13 protein-coding genes are annotated in these 16,169 nt (G+C 70.1%); 7 read left to right on the top strand and 6 right to left on the bottom strand.

Annotated features, from left to right (window positions below; genetic code table 11):
- The first annotated feature begins 14 nt into the window (after positions 1 to 14).
- The 3 genes from ACH49X_RS05660 to gatB all read left to right on the top strand — a co-directional run bounded on the left by ACH49X_RS05660 (position 15) and on the right by gatB (position 4,055).
- Entirely contained in the window at positions 15 to 1,049 is a 1,035-nt protein-coding gene (locus tag ACH49X_RS05660) for an ATP-dependent 6-phosphofructokinase (RefSeq protein ID WP_067797600.1), read from the top strand.
- A 69-nt stretch (positions 1,050 to 1,118) separates the two neighbouring features.
- A complete protein-coding gene (locus ACH49X_RS05655; RefSeq protein ID WP_357206949.1) occupies positions 1,119 to 2,495 on the top strand; it encodes an alpha/beta fold hydrolase in 1,377 nt (458 codons plus the stop codon).
- 54 nt (positions 2,496 to 2,549) lie between these two features.
- A complete protein-coding gene (gene gatB, locus ACH49X_RS05650; protein WP_357206947.1) occupies positions 2,550 to 4,055 on the top strand; it encodes an Asp-tRNA(Asn)/Glu-tRNA(Gln) amidotransferase subunit GatB in 1,506 nt (501 codons plus the stop codon).
- Here gatB and ACH49X_RS05645 read toward each other — a convergent pair.
- The 3 genes from ACH49X_RS05645 to ACH49X_RS05635 form a co-directional block, all read right to left on the bottom strand.
- A complete protein-coding gene (locus ACH49X_RS05645) occupies positions 4,052 to 4,987 on the bottom strand; it encodes a superoxide dismutase (protein ID WP_357112867.1) in 936 nt (311 codons plus the stop codon). The genes gatB and ACH49X_RS05645 overlap by 4 nt on opposite strands.
- Positions 4,988 to 5,066: 79 nt before the next feature.
- On the bottom strand, positions 5,067 to 5,699 hold the full coding sequence (locus tag ACH49X_RS05640; protein WP_357206945.1) for an NAD(P)H-binding protein: 633 nt from the start codon (positions 5,697 to 5,699) through the stop codon (positions 5,067 to 5,069).
- Entirely contained in the window at positions 5,696 to 6,637 is a 942-nt protein-coding gene (locus ACH49X_RS05635; protein ID WP_357112861.1) for an EamA family transporter, read from the bottom strand. The genes ACH49X_RS05640 and ACH49X_RS05635 overlap by 4 nt, the downstream gene beginning before the upstream one ends.
- A 79-nt stretch (positions 6,638 to 6,716) precedes the next feature.
- On the opposite strand from ACH49X_RS05635, the gene ACH49X_RS05630 reads away from it, so the two are divergent.
- Positions 6,717 to 7,604 carry a LysR family transcriptional regulator gene (locus tag ACH49X_RS05630; RefSeq protein WP_357206943.1) on the top strand — a complete coding sequence of 296 codons (888 nt, stop codon included), beginning with the start codon at positions 6,717 to 6,719 and terminating at the stop codon, positions 7,602 to 7,604.
- Positions 7,605 to 8,254: 650 nt separating this feature from the next.
- Here ACH49X_RS05630 and ACH49X_RS05625 read toward each other — a convergent pair.
- The gene (locus ACH49X_RS05625; protein ID WP_195078631.1) at positions 8,255 to 9,361 is read right to left on the bottom strand and encodes a sorbosone dehydrogenase family protein; all 1,107 of its coding nucleotides are present in this window, start codon (positions 9,359 to 9,361) and stop codon (positions 8,255 to 8,257) included.
- A 117-nt stretch (positions 9,362 to 9,478) separates the two neighbouring features.
- On the opposite strand from ACH49X_RS05625, the gene ACH49X_RS05620 reads away from it, so the two are divergent.
- Positions 9,479 to 10,360: a DoxX family protein gene (locus ACH49X_RS05620; protein WP_357206941.1), complete on the top strand. Its 882-nt coding sequence runs from the start codon at positions 9,479 to 9,481 to the stop codon at positions 10,358 to 10,360.
- Positions 10,361 to 10,426: 66 nt separating this feature from the next.
- Here the strand turns inward: ACH49X_RS05620 and ilvD are convergent, their stop codons facing one another.
- Positions 10,427 to 12,268, bottom strand: coding sequence for a dihydroxy-acid dehydratase (ilvD, locus tag ACH49X_RS05615; protein WP_357107825.1), 1,842 nt, complete (start codon positions 12,266 to 12,268; stop codon positions 10,427 to 10,429).
- A gap of 352 nt (positions 12,269 to 12,620) precedes the next feature.
- The gene (locus ACH49X_RS05610; RefSeq protein WP_357206939.1) at positions 12,621 to 13,220 is read right to left on the bottom strand and encodes a PH domain-containing protein; all 600 of its coding nucleotides are present in this window, start codon (positions 13,218 to 13,220) and stop codon (positions 12,621 to 12,623) included.
- Between the two features lie 336 nt (positions 13,221 to 13,556).
- On the opposite strand from ACH49X_RS05610, the gene ACH49X_RS05605 reads away from it, so the two are divergent.
- On the top strand, positions 13,557 to 15,491 hold the full coding sequence (locus ACH49X_RS05605; protein ID WP_067797575.1) for an acetolactate synthase large subunit: 1,935 nt from the start codon (positions 13,557 to 13,559) through the stop codon (positions 15,489 to 15,491).
- The gene (ilvN, locus tag ACH49X_RS05600) at positions 15,488 to 15,991 is read left to right on the top strand and encodes an acetolactate synthase small subunit (RefSeq protein WP_040780853.1); all 504 of its coding nucleotides are present in this window, start codon (positions 15,488 to 15,490) and stop codon (positions 15,989 to 15,991) included. The genes ACH49X_RS05605 and ilvN overlap by 4 nt, the downstream gene beginning before the upstream one ends.
- The last annotated feature ends 178 nt before the right edge of the window (positions 15,992 to 16,169 follow it).

The following is a 16,169-nucleotide window of genomic DNA, read 5'->3' as shown; positions in this document are numbered from 1 at the left end:
GCAAGATAGCGGCCATGCGCATCGGAGTTCTGACCGGAGGCGGAGACTGCCCAGGACTGAACGCGGTCATCCGCGCCGTCGTTCGCACCGCGAACGGCCGCTATGGAGACGCGATCGTCGGCTTCGAGGACGGTTGGCGGGGCCTATTGGAGGACCGGAAGATCCAGATCCGCAACGACGACCGCACCGACAGGATCCTCACCAAGGGCGGCACCATTCTCGGCACCGCCCGCACCAACCCCGACGTGCTGCGCGCCGGGCTCGGCCGGATCAAGCAGACCCTGGACGACAACGGCATCGAGGCGCTGATCCCGATCGGCGGCGAGGGCACGCTCACCGCCGCGAGCTGGTTGTCCGACGAAGGCGTTCCGGTGGTCGGCGTGCCGAAGACCATCGACAACGACATCGATTGCACCGACGTCACCTTCGGCCACGACACCGCCCTGAGCATCGCCACCGAGGCGATCGACCGGCTGCACACCACCGCCGAGTCGCACCAGCGCGTCATGCTCATCGAGGTGATGGGCCGCCACGCGGGCTGGATCGCGATCAGCGCGGGCATGGCGGCGGGCGCGCACCTGACGCTGGTGCCCGAGGTCCCGTTCGAGGTGGACGAGGTGTGCGCGATGATCAAGCGGCGTTTCCAGCGCGGCGACAAGCACTTCATCTGCGTGGTCGCCGAGGGGTCGCATCCGGCGCCGGACTCCGGATTCACCTTGCGCGAGGGCGGTATCGACGAGTTCGGCCACGAGCGTTTCACCGGCGTCGCCCAGCAGCTCGGCGTGGAGATCGAGCGGCGCATCGGCAAGGAGGTCCGCACCACCGTGCTCGGTCACGTGCAGCGCGGCGGCAGCCCGACGCCCTACGACCGGGTGCTGGCCACCCGCTTCGGCCTGCACGCCGCCGAGGCGGTGCACGCGGGCAAGTTCGGCCAGATGGTCGCGTTGCACGGCACCACCATCGACCTGGTCCCGCTCTCGGAGGCCACCAAGCAGCTCAAGCGGGTGCCGACGGAGCGCTACCGCGAGGCGGAGGCGTTCTTCGGCTAGGCGCGGCGGTGCGGTACGCGCGCGGCGAATAGGCGCGACCGGCCCCGCGTCGTCGGTACTGTGAGTCGCATGCGCAGCGGGCGACTGATCGCGTCGGCACTGTTGGTGATCGCGGCACTGGTGGCCGGGTGTTCGGAGTCGAATCCGCCCGAGCCCACCACCGGTGACTGGCACGGAGCGATCGAGGTTCCCGGACAGCCGGTGCAGGTCGGCGTGAGCTTCCACGACGACGGCACCGCCACGATCGACATCCCTTCGCAGGGCATGAGCGGCGTGCGTTTGAAGGACGTCAGCTCCGACCGCGACGGCGTGTCCTTCGCGATCCCCGACATCCCGGGCGAGCCGGTGTTCCATGGCAAGTACGAGTCGGGAACCGACCGGATCACCGGTGATTTCACCCAGTCCGGCCAGAAATTCCCCTTGGCGCTGAGCCGGGGCGAGGTCGTGGCGCCCGCCCATCCGCAGGAACCGAAGCCGCCGTTCCCGTACAAGACCGAGAACGTCACCTACAGCAGCGGCGGCATCACCATCGCGGGCACGTTGACCGAACCGCAGGGCACGGGCCCGTTCCCGGCCATCCTCATGATCACCGGAAGCGGCGCGCAGAACCGCGACGAGGAACTCATGGGCCACAAGCCGTTCCTGCTGCTGGCCGACACCTTCACTCGCGCGGGCTATGCCGTGCTGCGCACCGACGACCGCGGCGTGGGCGGCACCGGCGGCAAGCTGGACGACGCGAACTACATCGATCTGGCCGATGACGCCGCCGCGGGCGTTCGGTTCCTGCGCGCCCGCTCCGACATCGACCCGGCGCGGGTCGGGCTGTTCGGCCACAGCGAGGGCGGCTACCTCGCGCCGCTGGTCGCCGCGCGCCCCGACAGCGGCGTCGCGTTCGCCATCCTCATGGCCGGACCCGGCGCCCCCGGCGCGGATGTGCTCGTCGAACAGACCCGCTTGCTCGCCACCGCGAACGGCACACCCGCCGACCAGGTGGAGACCCGCGTCCGCGACACCGCCGAACTGGCCGCCCTGCTGAAGGCGGGTGACCTCCACGGCGCGCGACAACTGGCCGTCCGGCAGAACCAGGCCCTGCCCGCCGACCAGCGTGTGCCGGACGAGCAGGCCGCCGCGCAGATCACGCCGTATTTCGCCGCCCTGGTCGCCTACGACCCGGCGCCCGCCCTGTCCGCGCTGCGCGTTCCGGTGCTCGCCTTCTTCGGCGGCAAGGATCTCCAGGTGCCCCCGGCGCAGAGCGAGCAGCCGATGCGCGAGCACCTCGCCGCCGACCCCGACGCGACCGTGCACGTCTTCCCTGGCCTCAATCACCTGATGCAGCCCACCGAGACCGGCCGCCCCGGCGAGTACGGCGCCATCGAGACCACCATCTCTCCCGAGGTGCTCGACTACGTCACCGGCTGGCTGCGGCAGCGGGTCCCGGTGAAGTAGCGGCACGCGAGAGCCGCTGCGCTGCGACGGGAGCGTTTACCTAAACTGATGGCCATGAGCGCACCCACGGTCGACCTGATGGATTACTCGGATGTCATCGCCCGGTTCGAGCCGGTGCTCGGCATGGAGGTCCACGTCGAGCTGAACACCGCGACGAAGATGTTCTGCGGTTGCCCGACCGAGTTCGGCGCGGAGCCGAACACCCAGGTGTGCCCGGTGTGCCTCGGTCTGCCCGGTTCGCTCCCGGTGGTCAACCAGAAGGCCGTGGAGTCGGCCATCCGGATCGGCCTGGCGCTGAACTGCTCGATCACGCCGTGGGGCCGGTTCGCGCGCAAGAACTACTTCTACCCCGATCAGCCGAAGAACTACCAGATCAGCCAATACGACGAGCCGATAGCCACGAACGGGCACCTGGACGTGGTGCTCGACGACGGCAGCGTCTTCCGCGTCGATATCGAGCGCGCGCACATGGAGGAGGACACCGGCAAGTCGGTGCACATCGGCGGCGCGACCGGCCGTATCCACGGCGCGAGCCACTCCCTGCTCGACTACAACCGGGCGGGCGTGCCGCTGATCGAGATCGTCACCAAGCCGATCACCGGCGCGGGCGAACGCGCCCCCGAAGTGGCACGGGCTTACGTGACGGCGCTGCGGGATCTGCTGAAGTCGCTCGGCGTGTCCGACGTGAAGATGGAGCAGGGCTCGCTGCGCTGCGACGCGAACGTCTCGCTGATGCCGGTCGGCGCAACGGAATTCGGCACCCGCACGGAGACCAAGAACGTCAACTCGCTGCGCAGCGTCGAGGTCGCGGTGCGCTACGAGATGCGCAGGCAGGCCGCGGTGCTCGCAGGCGGCGGCACGGTGGTGCAGGAGACCAGGCACTTCCACGAGGCCGACGGCACCACGTCACCCGGCCGCCGCAAGGAGACCGCCGAGGACTACCGCTACTTCCCGGAACCGGACCTCGAGCCCGTCGCGCCCGACGCGGAGTGGGTCGAGCAGCTGCGCGGCACCATCCCCGAGTACCCCTGGCTGCGCCGCGCGCGCATCCAGTCCGACTGGGGCCTGTCCGACGAGGTGATGCGCGACCTGGTCAACGCGGGTGCGCTGGATTTGATCATCGCCACCGTCGACGCGGGCGCCCCGGCCAACGAGGCGCGCTCCTGGTGGGTCGCCTACCTCACCGAGAAGGCCAAGGAGCGCGAGGTCACGCTGGAGGAGCTGCCGATCAGCCCGGCGCAGGTCGCCGAGGTGATCAAGCTGGTCGACGCGAAGACGATCAACAACAAGGTGGCCAAGCAGGTCGTCGACCACGTGCTGGCCGGCGAGGGCGACCCGGCGCAGATCGTCGAGGCCAAGGGCCTCGGCATGGTCAGCGACGAGGGCGCCCTGCAAGCGGAGGTGGAGAAGGCGCTGGCCGCCAACCCCGACATCGCCGACAAGATCCGCTCCGGCAAGGTCCAGGCCGCGGGCAAGATCGTCGGCGACGTCATGAAGGCGACCCGCGGCCAGGCCGACGCGGCACGCGTCCGCGAACTCGTCCTCGCCGCCTGCGGCTAGGGGCGGTCGACCGCGACGGCGCTGTAGGGCGTGGCCGGAGTCGGCGGCGTGGTGTAGCGCGCGTTCGGGAGGTACAGCCGATCCCCGTACGCGGCGACGGTCGTCGGCACGTCGAAGCGCGGGTCGGTGACGCGTCGTATGACGGATCCCGTGGTTCCCGCGTGGTCGAGCGTGACCACGGCGATCGCGTTGGACCGGTTCTGCACGACCAGAAGTGTGTTGCCGCGTAGCAGCAGCCCATCACCGTTGGGCAGTGTCTCCGCGCCGAGGTCGATCTGCCGTGTCGCGCCGGTCGCCGGATCGACGCGGAACAACCGGCCGGTCACCGACTGCATGATGATCAGTCCGGCGCCATCGGGCGTGCGCACGATCCCGTTGGCGTTGATCGCTCCCGGCTCGTAGCGGATGTCGCCCGTCAGCGGACGCCGCACCACCGCGCCGGGCGGGGGCAAGGCATCCCCATCGCTGATGGGCAGGTGGTAGAGCACGGGCGTCCGCGAGTCGGTGAGCCACGCGCCCGTGGGTGTGAGCACCACGTCGTTGACGAACGTGTCCGGCGGCGTGCCGAGCGGGTAGCTCGCCAGCACCGCGCCTGTGCCGGTGTCCACGACGCGGGCGTCGCCTCCCGTGCCACCGGCGACGAACAGCCGACCGCGGTGGTCGAGTTGGAGCCCGAGCGCCGGTGTCCCCCGCCCGGGGCTCAGCATGTCGCCTCGTCCGGTCACCAGGTCGGCGCGGTAGATGGAGCCATCGGCCCGCGACCCGAGATATGCGACCGGTCGCGACCCGATGGCGATGCCCTCCGGCTGGAATCCGGCGGGTAGGTCGAACTCGGCGGCGAGGACCGGACGGTCGGCCGTCCGGTCCTCGGAAACCAGCGCGGCCGCCCCGAAGCAGGCGAGGACGGCCGCGATCACCAGGACGCGCTTCATCTCATCGTTCCTCTTGTCAGTGGTCGCCCGTCCTACCCTGTCGCCGCGCTCGTGCGGTGCCGAGTGCCCGGGTCCGGACTCAGTAGCCGACGGTGAAATGTTCGTTCTCGCCTGGACTCTCGAGCTCGTCCAGGACGGCCACGGCAAGGTCTTCCGCCGAGATCCGCGACGTGGCATCGGCGCTGGTGATCAGCGTGGTGGTGCCGCGCCGATAGTTGCCGGTCCGCTGTCCGGGTTCGAGCAGCGCGGGCGGGCTGAGATATACCCAGTCGGCCGGATGCGCACGGCAGGTTTCCCATTGGGCGACACTCGCGGCGGCGATGGTGCGAATGTGTGCCGGTACGTATTCCGGACTGTCGAGCACGAGCCGCTCGGGGTCTCCCGGAACCCGGAGCGGGGCGGCGCCTCCGACCACGAGGATGCGCGTCCCAGTGGTGGCGGCCGCGTCGAGCAGGGCGGCCGTGGTCGCCGTGACGGTGTGTTCCTGCCCGGCGGCCGGACGGGTCGCCGCCACGATCGCGTCGGCGCCGTCGAACAGTTCGCGCATTCGGACGCGGTCGGTCGCGTCCCCCTCGACGGCGGTCACCGTGGGCGGTAGGACCGTCCGCCGCGCTTTCCGGAAAACGGCGACGATTTCGTGGCCGCGGCGCGCGGCCTCGTCGATGACGCGCGAGCCGACCATGCCTGCGGCTCCGACGACGGTGATCTTCATTTCAGTACCTCTTCGGGTGCGGGAACGCGAGTGGACGTGCGGGTGGGGGCGGGAAGCTGTCCCGCGACGATCGCGGCGAGCGCGAGCCCGAACCCGAGGAGTTGGACCGGGCCGAGCGTCTGGCCGAGCAGGACGGCGCCGAGCACCGCCGCGACCAGCGGCGAGAGCAGGACGAGAACCGCGACCGAGGTGACGGGCAAAGAACCGATGCCACGGAACCAGACGACATACGCGAGCAGGCCGCCGGCCAGACCCAGCCAGAGGTAGCCGAGGACGGCGGGCGGGTCGATCGCGGGAGGCGGACCCTCCACGAGGAACGTGATCGGCAGTAGGAACAGCCCACCCGCAGTGAGTTGCCAGCCCGCGAACGCGGTGGGACCCGCCTCGGCGGGCCGTCCCCACTTCTTCGTCAAAGTCACGCCGAGCGCCATGGAGCCCGCGGCGGCAAGGCCCGCCAGGACCCCGGCGAGGTCGAAGGCGGCCTCCGGGCCGATCACCATGAACCCGACGCCGACAAGGCCTATCGTTCCCCAGACGAGGCGCCAAGCGGAGGGCTTCTCGCCCAGGACCACCACGGCCAGGATCGCCACGACGAGCGGCTGGGCCGCCGCCAAGGTCGCGGCCACCCCGCCGGGTAGGCGTTCGGCGGCCAGGAACAGCAGCGGGAAGAGCAGCCCGATATTCAGCACGCCCAGCACCGCGGCTTTGCCCCACCAGGCTCCGCGCGGCAGTGTCCGCGTGATCGCCAACGCGATCAACCCTGCCGGCAATGCACGCAGCAGCCCGGCGAACAGGGGGTGTCCCGGTGGGAGCAGTTCGGTGGTGACGACGTAGGTGGTGCCCCATGCGGCGGGAGCGAGCGCCGTCAGAACGGTGCGCGGCAGCGTTCCCGGTGGCGCGGCTCCGCCGGAAACCGCCTGTGTTGCTGGATTTCTCACCTTCGCAGTCTCGCGCGGCGCCGATCAATGAGTCCAACACATGTTTGTCACTGGATCAATCGTGATACACGATTGATCCATGGAGCTCCAGCAGATGCGCTACGTCGTCGCGGTGGCCGAGACGAACAGCTTCACCCGGGCCGCCGAACGATGCCTGGTCGTGCAGTCCGCTCTCAGCCACCAGATCGCCCGGCTCGAGCGGGAATTGGGCGCGCGGCTGTTCGAGCGCACCAGCCGCCGCGTGCGCCTCACACCGGCGGGTGCGGCGTTCCTCCCGGCCGCTCGCCAGTGCCTGGACGCCGCCGAGCGCGCCGTCGCCGAAGTGGCCGCCGCGGTCGGAGAGGTACGCGGGCGGCTCGCCGTCGGCCTGATCCCCACCGTCGCCGCGGTCGACGTCCCTGAGGCGCTGCGCGAGTTCCGCCGCCGTCACCCGCAGGTGCGCGTCAGCCTGCGGGTGGGCGCGAGCGAGGAGCTGGTGGAGCAGGTCGAGCAAGGAGCGATCGACGTCGCCTTCCTCGGCTTGCCGACCACGGCGCGCCCCCGGGGCGTGGTCGCGCACGCACTCGCCCGTGACCGGCTGGTCGCCGTCGTCGCGCCGGACCATCCGCTCGCCGGGGAGCGCTCGACCGACCTGCGCACGCTGTCTTCCGAGGTATTCGTGGATCTCCCGGCCGGGACAGCAGGACGTCTCCAGTCCGATCAAGCCTTCGCGGCGGCAGGTCTGGACCGCGACGTCGCCTTCGAAGTGACCAGCGCGGACTACATCGCCCGACTGGTCCGCCCCGGCCTCGCCGTCGCCATGCTCCCCTCCGCCTACGTGCCGCACCTGGAGGGCGTGATCACCGTCGAGGTCACCGACGCCCCGGCCCGCGTCGAATACGTCATCTGGAGCCGCAGCCGCACCCCCGCGGCCACCGCTTTCCTCGGCGTGATCGGCGTCCCGGCGCAGAACGCGGACAACTCCTGAAAGCAACCCGCTGTCGAGTCGACAACCGCGTCGCGGTGCGCGCTGGCGAACCTCTTCTGGCGAGCCCACCGCCCCGCTGACCGGCCTGGCCATGTACCGCCGAGGGCCTGACCCGGCGCCTGCCGTTTCGAAACGGCAAGCGGCGACTACTCCAGCAAACTCGTCGGCCCGTCGCGCGCGAAACCAGGCCGTGCGTCGCGGTTTGGTCAGTCCGCGCGATGCCCGAGAACGGCCCGCAAGCCGTTGCTCCTGCTCGAACGCCTGACACCGCGCAGGAGCCATGACCAGCACCACCGCGGCTTCCACTGGGGAGGGGCTGTCCGCAACCGCTGCCGAACACCGCATCGCAGGTCGCCTGCCTCGAGCAAGTCCGGATCGGCCGGGATTCGAGCGGCTGTGGTGTGCGCGCAAAAGCCCGCAGCCGCCCACGCTGTAAAGCCGAACCCTCAGGTCGCGCACTCACCGTCAGACGCGCCCAGCGCACCTCGACCACAGGTTTCGAGCGAAGCGAGACCGAGCATCCGCCGTTCGCGGCCCGGCTCGCGTCCGAGTGGCCGCCGCGTCCGCGACGCAGTCGCTAGCGGCGGTCGCTCGGGCGCGAGCCATAAGGGGGCCGCGAACACGCCGCGACGAAGTCGCGGCCAAATGATTCAGTCCGGGCCGCCGCCTCCGGCCTGTGGCGGCGGGATGCGGACCACCCGGTCGTCGAACGGTCCGGGCTGGCCGTCGGTCTTGTTCACCGTGGTCACCCAGATGGTGCCGTCCGCGCCGACCGCCGCGCCGCCGAGTTGCCCGTACTTGTCCTGCGCCGTGAGCGTCGGCGCCGCGGTGACCGCGTGGGTGGCCGGGTCGGCGGCGGCGATGGCGAGGGCCTTCGCACGGGTCAGGGAGATCGCGACACCGTCCGTGGCGGCGGCGCACCCGGCGACGCCGGGCCGGTCCGGCCAGGTCCACGCGGTGGTGAGCGCGCCGTCGCCGCCGAGCCGCTGCAGCCGGTCCTCCGCGGCGGTGCGGTCGGTGATCCAGATGCTGTCCTTGCCGTCCCGGCACACGTCCCCGGCGGTCCCGATGCCGGAGACGGCGATCTCCGGCGCGGGCGTGCGGCCGGGCACCGGCGAGTTCACGCGCAGCAGTTTGCCGGCCAGCGAGCCCGCCGATGCGGCCGCGCCTGGGTTGCCCGCGTCGCCGGTCAGCACGAGCATCTGGTCGGGCGAGGCGAATTCGATCGCGCCGTGGTTTCCGCTGGCGCCCTTGGGAATTCCGGTGAGCACGTCCTTCGGCGAGCCGCCCTGGGCGATGCGGACCACCCGGTTGTCGCTGCCGGTGGTGATGTACGCGTACATCAGGCCGTCTTCGTTGTAGGTGGGCGACAGCGCGATGTCGCTGAGGCCGCCGTCGCCGGAGCCGTCCACCTCCAGCCTGGCGATCTCGAACGGCGGCTGGTCGGGCACGACCTTCAGGATGCGTCCGGTTCTGCGCTCGGCGACCAGCGCCCCGTCGGGGAGCGTCACCAGGCCGCCGGTGGTGTCCAGGCAGGTGGCCACCACCGCCGGGTCGGGATCGATGCACGGGCCGCTCGGTCTGGTGGTCGAGGTGGGCGGCTGGCTGGGTTTCTTCGGGTCGATGTTGGCTCCGTGCAGGGTCGGTTCCGGGGTGAACGGACTGGACGCCGAATCGTCGAACCGGGCGCATCCGGCCAGCAGGACGGAGCCGAGCGCCAGGCTCGCCGCGACGCGGCCCACGACAACCAAACTCATAGACCAGACGTTACGGAAATTCCGTCGCCTGCGCCCTTCCGGGTGGGGGTGTCGCGCGCACTGACACGCCGCGCCGTACTTGCCCGCGCCGGTGCGGTGCGGCATAGGGTATTGGCCGTGACCGACAAGCCGAAAGACACGCCCGAAGCCAAGGCCGGGGACGCTACTCCCACCACGGCCGAGCAGGTGGCGGTGTCGTCCACCGGCCGGGGAGTGACCAGCCCGTACGACTCGCCGACCGAGCAGTTCGAGCGGGTCGATCCGGCCCAGCGGCCGCAACTGTCGAAGGACGTCCCGCGCACCGAGGAAGAACTGGGGCTCGATCCGGACGTTCCGGCCACCGGCGCCAGCAAGCCCCCTGCGGGTGCGACGGCGGCGCCCACCTACGACTACGCCAGCATCCCGCCCGCCCCGACCCCGCCGAGCGAGACCGCGCGCCTGCGCCGCCGCAATGGCGAGCTCCGCCGCGGCACGCTTGATCTCGGTCTGCTGCTGCTGCGCTTGGTGGTCGGCGCCACCTTCCTCTACCACGGCCTGCAGAAGCTGACCGGCTGGTTCCACGGCCCCGGCCTGGACGGCACCCGCGACATGATGGAGCGCGGCGGCTGGGACCACCCGAGCGTGTCCGCCATCCTGGTCACCGCGGGCGAGGTCGGCGGCGGCGCGCTGCTGATCCTCGGTCTGTTCACGCCGTTGGCGGCCGGTGCGGTGCTCGCGGTCATCCTGGACGCATGGGCCTGGAAGCAGGGCATGGCCCCCGGCTTCCAATACAAGGCCGGGCCGGGAGCGGTGGAATTCGAAAGCGTCCTGGCGGGCGTCTCGGCCGCGATCATCCTCACCGGCCCCGGTCGCCTGTCCTTCGACCGCGGCCGCGGCTGGGCCATCCGTCCCGCGGCGGGCTCGTTCGTGATCCTGCTGCTGGCGGTGGCAGCCGCGGTCGGCGCGTACTGGTACCTGCACGGCGGTAACCCGCTGACGGGCATCGGCCCCTTCGACTGAACCCAGACGAACCGAAGGCCCCTTCCTCCCGGCCGGGAGGAAGGGGCCTTCGTCGTTCGCTACCGTCTAGGGCACGTGCCGGACCGCGCCCTTGTCGGCCGAGGTCGCCATGGCCGCGTACGCCCGCAGCGCGGTCGTCACCGGACGATCCCGGTTGACCGGCTGCCACGGCCGTTCGGATGCCTCCATCTTCGCGCGGCGCTCGGCGAGCACGGCGTCGTCGACGAGCACCTCGAGCGTCCGGCTGGTCACGTCGATCCGGATCTGGTCGCCGTTCTCGACCAGGCCGATGACACCGCCGCTGGCCGCCTCGGGGGAGATGTGCCCGATCGACAGGCCCGAGGTGCCCCCGGAGAAGCGGCCGTCGGTGATCAGCGCGCATTCCTTGCCGAGCCCCGAGCCCTTCAGGAAGGCGGTGGGGTGCAGCATCTCCTGCATGCCGGGGCCGCCCGCGGGCCCTTCGTAACGGACCACGATGACGTCGCCCGGTTTGATCTTCTTGCCGAGGATGACCGACACGGCCTCCTCCTGCGACTCCACCACCACGGCCGGGCCCTGGAAGGAGAACAGCTCCTCATCGATGCCCGCGGTCTTGAGCACCGCGCCGTCGGGCGCGATGTTGCCGCGCAGCACGACCAGGCCGCCTTCCTTGGTGTAGGCGTGCTCGAGGTCGCGGATGCAGCCGCCCTCCGCGTCGGTGTCCAGCGACGACCAGCGGTTGTCGGTGGAGAACGGCTCGGTGGTGCGCACACCGCCCGGGGCGGCGTGGAAGAGTTCGATGGCTTCCTGAGACGCCTTGCCGGAGCGGATGTCCCAGGTGTCGAGCCACTCGTCGAAGCTGGCGCTGTGCACCGTGGTGACGTCGGTTTCCAGCAGCCCCGCCCGGCGCAGCTCGCCGAGGAGGGCGGGGATACCGCCGGCGCGGTGGACGTCCTCCATGTGATAGTCGGAGTTCGGCGCCACCTTCGACAGGGTGGGCACCCGGCGGCTTATCTCCTCGATGGTGTGCAGATCGAAGTCGATCTCTCCTTCCTGCGCGGCGGCCAGGATATGCAGCACGGTATTGGTCGAGCCGCCCATCGCGACATCCAGCGCCATCGCGTTGCGGAAAGCATTGCGGGTCGCCACATTTCGCGGCAGCACGGACGCGTCGTCCGCTCGGTACCAGCGGTTGGCGATATCCACCACCACGGTGCCAGCCCGCTCGAACAGCGCCCGGCGCGCGGCGTGCGTCGCGAGGGTGGAGCCGTTGCCTGGCAGCGCGAGACCCAGCGCCTCGGTGAGGCAGTTCATCGAATTGGCGGTGAACATGCCCGAGCAGGAACCGCAGGTCGGGCACGCGGAACGCTCGACTTCGGACAGACCCTCGTCGGACACCGCCTGATTCGCGCTCGCGGAGATCGCGGTGACCAGGTCGGTCGGCGCTTGGGCGACCCCGCCGACGACCACGGCCTTGCCCGCCTCCATCGGCCCGCCGGAGACGAACACCGTCGGAATGTTCAGCCGCATGGCCGCATTGAGCATGCCCGGGGTGATCTTGTCGCAGTTGGAGATACACACCAGCGCGTCGGCGGTGTGCGCGTTCACCATGTACTCCACCGAGTCGGCGATGATCTCGCGCGAGGGCAGCGAGTAGAGCATGCCGCCGTGGCCCATGGCGATGCCGTCGTCGACGGCGATGGTGTGGAATTCGCGCGGCACGCCACCGGCGGCGCGCACCGCGTCGGCCACGATGTCGCCGACGTTCTTCAGGTGCACGTGGCCGGGAACGAACTGCGTGTAGGAGTTCGCGATGGCGACGATCGGCTTGCCGAAGTCGGTGTCGGTCATGCCGGTGGCGCGCCAGAGTGCGCGTGCGCCTGCGGCATTGCGGCCGATGGTCGTGGTTCGTGAACGAAGCGGTGGCATTTCGATGGTCCTCGGGTCGCGGGGGCTGACGTGCGACGGGCGCGGAGCGTGCTCGGCGGTCCACCACGTTACTCCCGGTGGGCGTGTCCACCTGCCGGGTGGTGTGGCGTCCGATCGCGGTCGGCCGGGTCGGGTGTGTCGCCGGTGCGTGGTGTCGCGGGCGACGACGGTGACGCCGGAGGTACCGGAACGTCGGGTGGGGACTGAACGGAGGATCACTGCTCCGGGGAAATCATCCCATCACTCGACCGTAACCTCCCAACGATGGCGAATGTTCCGCGCCGGCGCTCGGACCGGGCGGCCGAGGAGCTCGCCGTACCTGCGTCCCCGATGGCCGCCGGATTGCCGACTGCTAGGTCGCACTGTCGCGTGGCGTGTCTTCGTCGGCGTTCTCGCCGGACTTCGCCAACCCGTTGGTCGCCGGGTCGCCTTTGGCGTTCGAGGGTCGGTCACTCCCGTCCGCGGGTCCGGCGGGGGACTCTTCGGTCGCGGCTTCCCCGGGCGCGGCGAACGGGTCCGGAATCCGTCCGCCGGAGAACGCCGCCAGATCGCGCAGCCGGTCGTAGCTCACCGCGGGCAATTTCACCTCGGTGCCATCGGTGAGGTCGGCCCGCACGTATCCACGCTTCGGGATGCGCACACCCTTCAGCTGCGCCCAGTCCAGGTGGCGCGAGCCGAACAGCGTCCGCAGGTCCAGCCCCGCGTCCGAGACGGTGGTCTGCGTCCGCAGCACCCACGCCAGCACCGCGACGGGGATGAGCAGCAGCCACCACAGTCCGGCGGGCCAGCCGACGAAGGGGAAGAACACGCACATCAGCAGGATGAACACGCCCAGGAAGGCCAGCCGTGGGATGCGGATCACACGGGCCTGCGAGACGCCACCCGTATCGGTTGTCGCCGCGGGCGTGTGGGACGATTCAGACGGTGGCACGGACTGATGCGGTGATGACACACCACCATCCTCGCATCCTGATGAACGGACACAAGCAACCGCACTGTCCCACATAATGGGACACACGGGGTCATCTGTTTGACTCTTCGGTTCACACCCGCTTAACGTCGTGCGCGTGAATCGAAACGAGTTGCTCGTAATCGGCCGGCGCGTCCAGCGTTGAGCCTGACACACTGAGTCGAATACGTCAGCTCGCGTTGCGACGCGCCACCCTCGATCAGCCCTGTGCTGTCGGGGGCTTTTTTATGTTCGGACTAATGTCCGGCATGGCGAAGCGCAAGACACCGCTGGCACAACATCCGGGGTCGGAACCACAACCAGTAAGGAACGAAGACGGTGAGCGCACCTACCGCACGGCCAGGGCCTTCGGCCCGTAGGCCAGCGCCTTCGGCGAATCAGCAGGCCACGCCCGCTGCCAACGCGACGTCCGCGGCCAACCGCCGCCAGCTCCCGCCCGAGCGGGTCACCGGCGCGCAGTCGGTCGTCCGTTCGCTCGAGGAGCTCGGCGTCGACACCGTATTCGGCATTCCGGGTGGCGCGATTCTCCCCGTCTACGACCCGCTTTTCGATTCGACCAAAGTGCGCCACGTGCTCGTCCGCCACGAGCAGGGTGCGGGTCACGCCGCCACCGGTTACGCCCAGGCCACCGGCAAGGTCGGTGTGTGTATGGCCACATCCGGCCCCGGCGCGACCAACCTGGTCACCCCGATCGCCGACGCGCAGATGGACTCGGTCCCGATCGTGGCCATCACCGGCCAGGTCGGCCGCGGCCTGATCGGCACCGACGCGTTCCAGGAAGCCGACATCTCCGGCATCACCATGCCGATCACCAAGCACAACTTCCTGATCACCGACGGCGTCGACATCCCGCGCATCATCGCCGAGGCGTTCTACCTCGCCGCGTCCGGCCGTCCCGGCGCGGTGCTCGTCGACATCCCGAAGGACGTGCTGCAGGCGCAGACCACCTTCACCTGGCCACCGGAGATGCGGCTGCCCGGCTACCGCCCGGTCACCAAGCCGCACGGCAAGCAGGTGCGCGAGGCGGCGCGGATGATCATGGAAGCCAAGGCTCCCGTGCTCTACGTCGGCGGCGGCGTGATCAAGGCCGACGCGTCGGCCGAGCTGCTGCAACTGGCCGAGCTGACCGGCATCCCCGTGGTCACCACGCTGATGGCGCGCGGCGCGTTCCCCGACAGCCACCGCCTGAACATGGGCATGCCCGGCATGCACGGCACCGTGGGCGCGGTCGCCGCCTTGCAGCGGTCCGACCTGCTGATCACCCTGGGTGCGCGGTTCGACGACCGCGTCACCGGGCAGCTGGACTCCTTCGCGCCCGGCGCCAAGGTCATCCACGCCGACATCGACCCGGCCGAGATCGGCAAGAACCGCCACGCCGACGTCCCGATCGTCGGCGACTGCCGCGAGGTGATCGTCGAGCTCATCGAGACCCTGAAGGCCGACCCTTCGGCAAGCGACGCGCTGCCGCTGCACCTGACCGACTGGTGGACCTACCTCGACGGCGTGCGCGACGCCTACCCGCTGGGCTGGACCCCGCCCGCGGACGGCTCGCTGTCGCCGGAGTTCGTCATCGAGGCCCTCGGCCGCTTGGCCGGACCCGACGCGATCTACTGCGCGGGCGTCGGCCAGCACCAGATGTGGGCCGCCCAGTTCATCAAGTACGAGAAGCCGCGCACCTGGCTGAACTCCGGTGGTCTCGGCACCATGGGCTACGCCGTCCCTGCGGCCATGGGCGCCAAGATGGGCGCGCCGGACAAAGAGGTGTGGGCGGTCGACGGTGACGGCTGCTTCCAGATGACCAACCAGGAACTGGCCACCTGCGCCGTCGAGGGCGTCCCGATCAAGGTCGCGCTGATCAACAACGGCAACCTCGGCATGGTTCGGCAGTGGCAGACGCTCTTCTACCAGGAGCGCTACTCCAACACCGACCTCGGCACGCACACCCTGCGCATCCCCGACTTCGTGAAGCTCGCCGAAGCCCTCGGCTGCCACGGCATCCGGGTGGAGCGCGAGGAGGACGTGGAGGCCGCGATCCGCGAGGCGCAGTCCATCAACGACCGTCCCGTGGTGATCGACTTCATCGTCGGCAAGGACGCCCAGGTGTGGCCGATGGTCGCCGCGGGCACCAGCAACGACGAGATCATGGCCGCTCGCGGCATCCGCCCGCTGTTCGACGACGACGAGCAGGCCGCCGAGCCCGCCGTCATCCACACGGCGATGTCGCAAGATCAGAACAAGGTGAACAACGGATGAGTACCACGCATACCCTCAGCGTTCTCGTCGAGGACAAGCCGGGCGTGCTGGCACGGGTCGCGGCGCTGTTCTCCCGCCGCGGCTTCAACATCGAGTCGCTGGCGGTCGGTGGCACCGAGCTGCCGGAGATCTCGCGCATGACCATCGTCGTCACCGTCGAGGACCTGCCGCTGGAGCAGGTCACCAAGCAGCTCAACAAGCTGGTGAACGTCATCAAGATCGTGGAGCAGGACGCCGACAGCTCGGTGGCCCGCGAATTGATCCTGGTGAAGGTGCGCGCCGACGCCAGCGTGCGGACTCAGGTGATCGAGGCGGTCGGGTTGTTCCGCGCCAAGGTCATCGACGTGTCGCCGGACGCGCTCACCGTCGAGGCGACCGGAACCCGGTCCAAACTCGACGCGCTGCTGCGGATGCTCGAACCGTACGGCATCCGGGAGATCGTGCAGTCCGGTGTCGTCGCGGTGGGGCGTGGACCGAAGTCCATCACCGCCACCCGCTGAGCTGATCAGCGGCACACCGATGGGGCCGACCGCCCGGCGGCGGCCACACGCTAGTCTTTCTGCGATCGACGGTTGGCGTGCCGCCTCCCCGCTCACGCGGGAATGATCCCCTCCCGCGCCCGCGGGGGTGATCCGATCCAGAACAACGAAAATCAACACCTGCGCGAGCACGGTGTGC

Origin of the sequence: Nocardia sp. NPDC019323 (assembly GCF_044389845.1) — a bacterium.
GTDB classification, from domain to species: domain Bacteria; phylum Actinomycetota; class Actinomycetes; order Mycobacteriales; family Mycobacteriaceae; genus Nocardia; species Nocardia implantans.
This window is presented reverse-complemented; position numbering and strand designations above follow the sequence as displayed.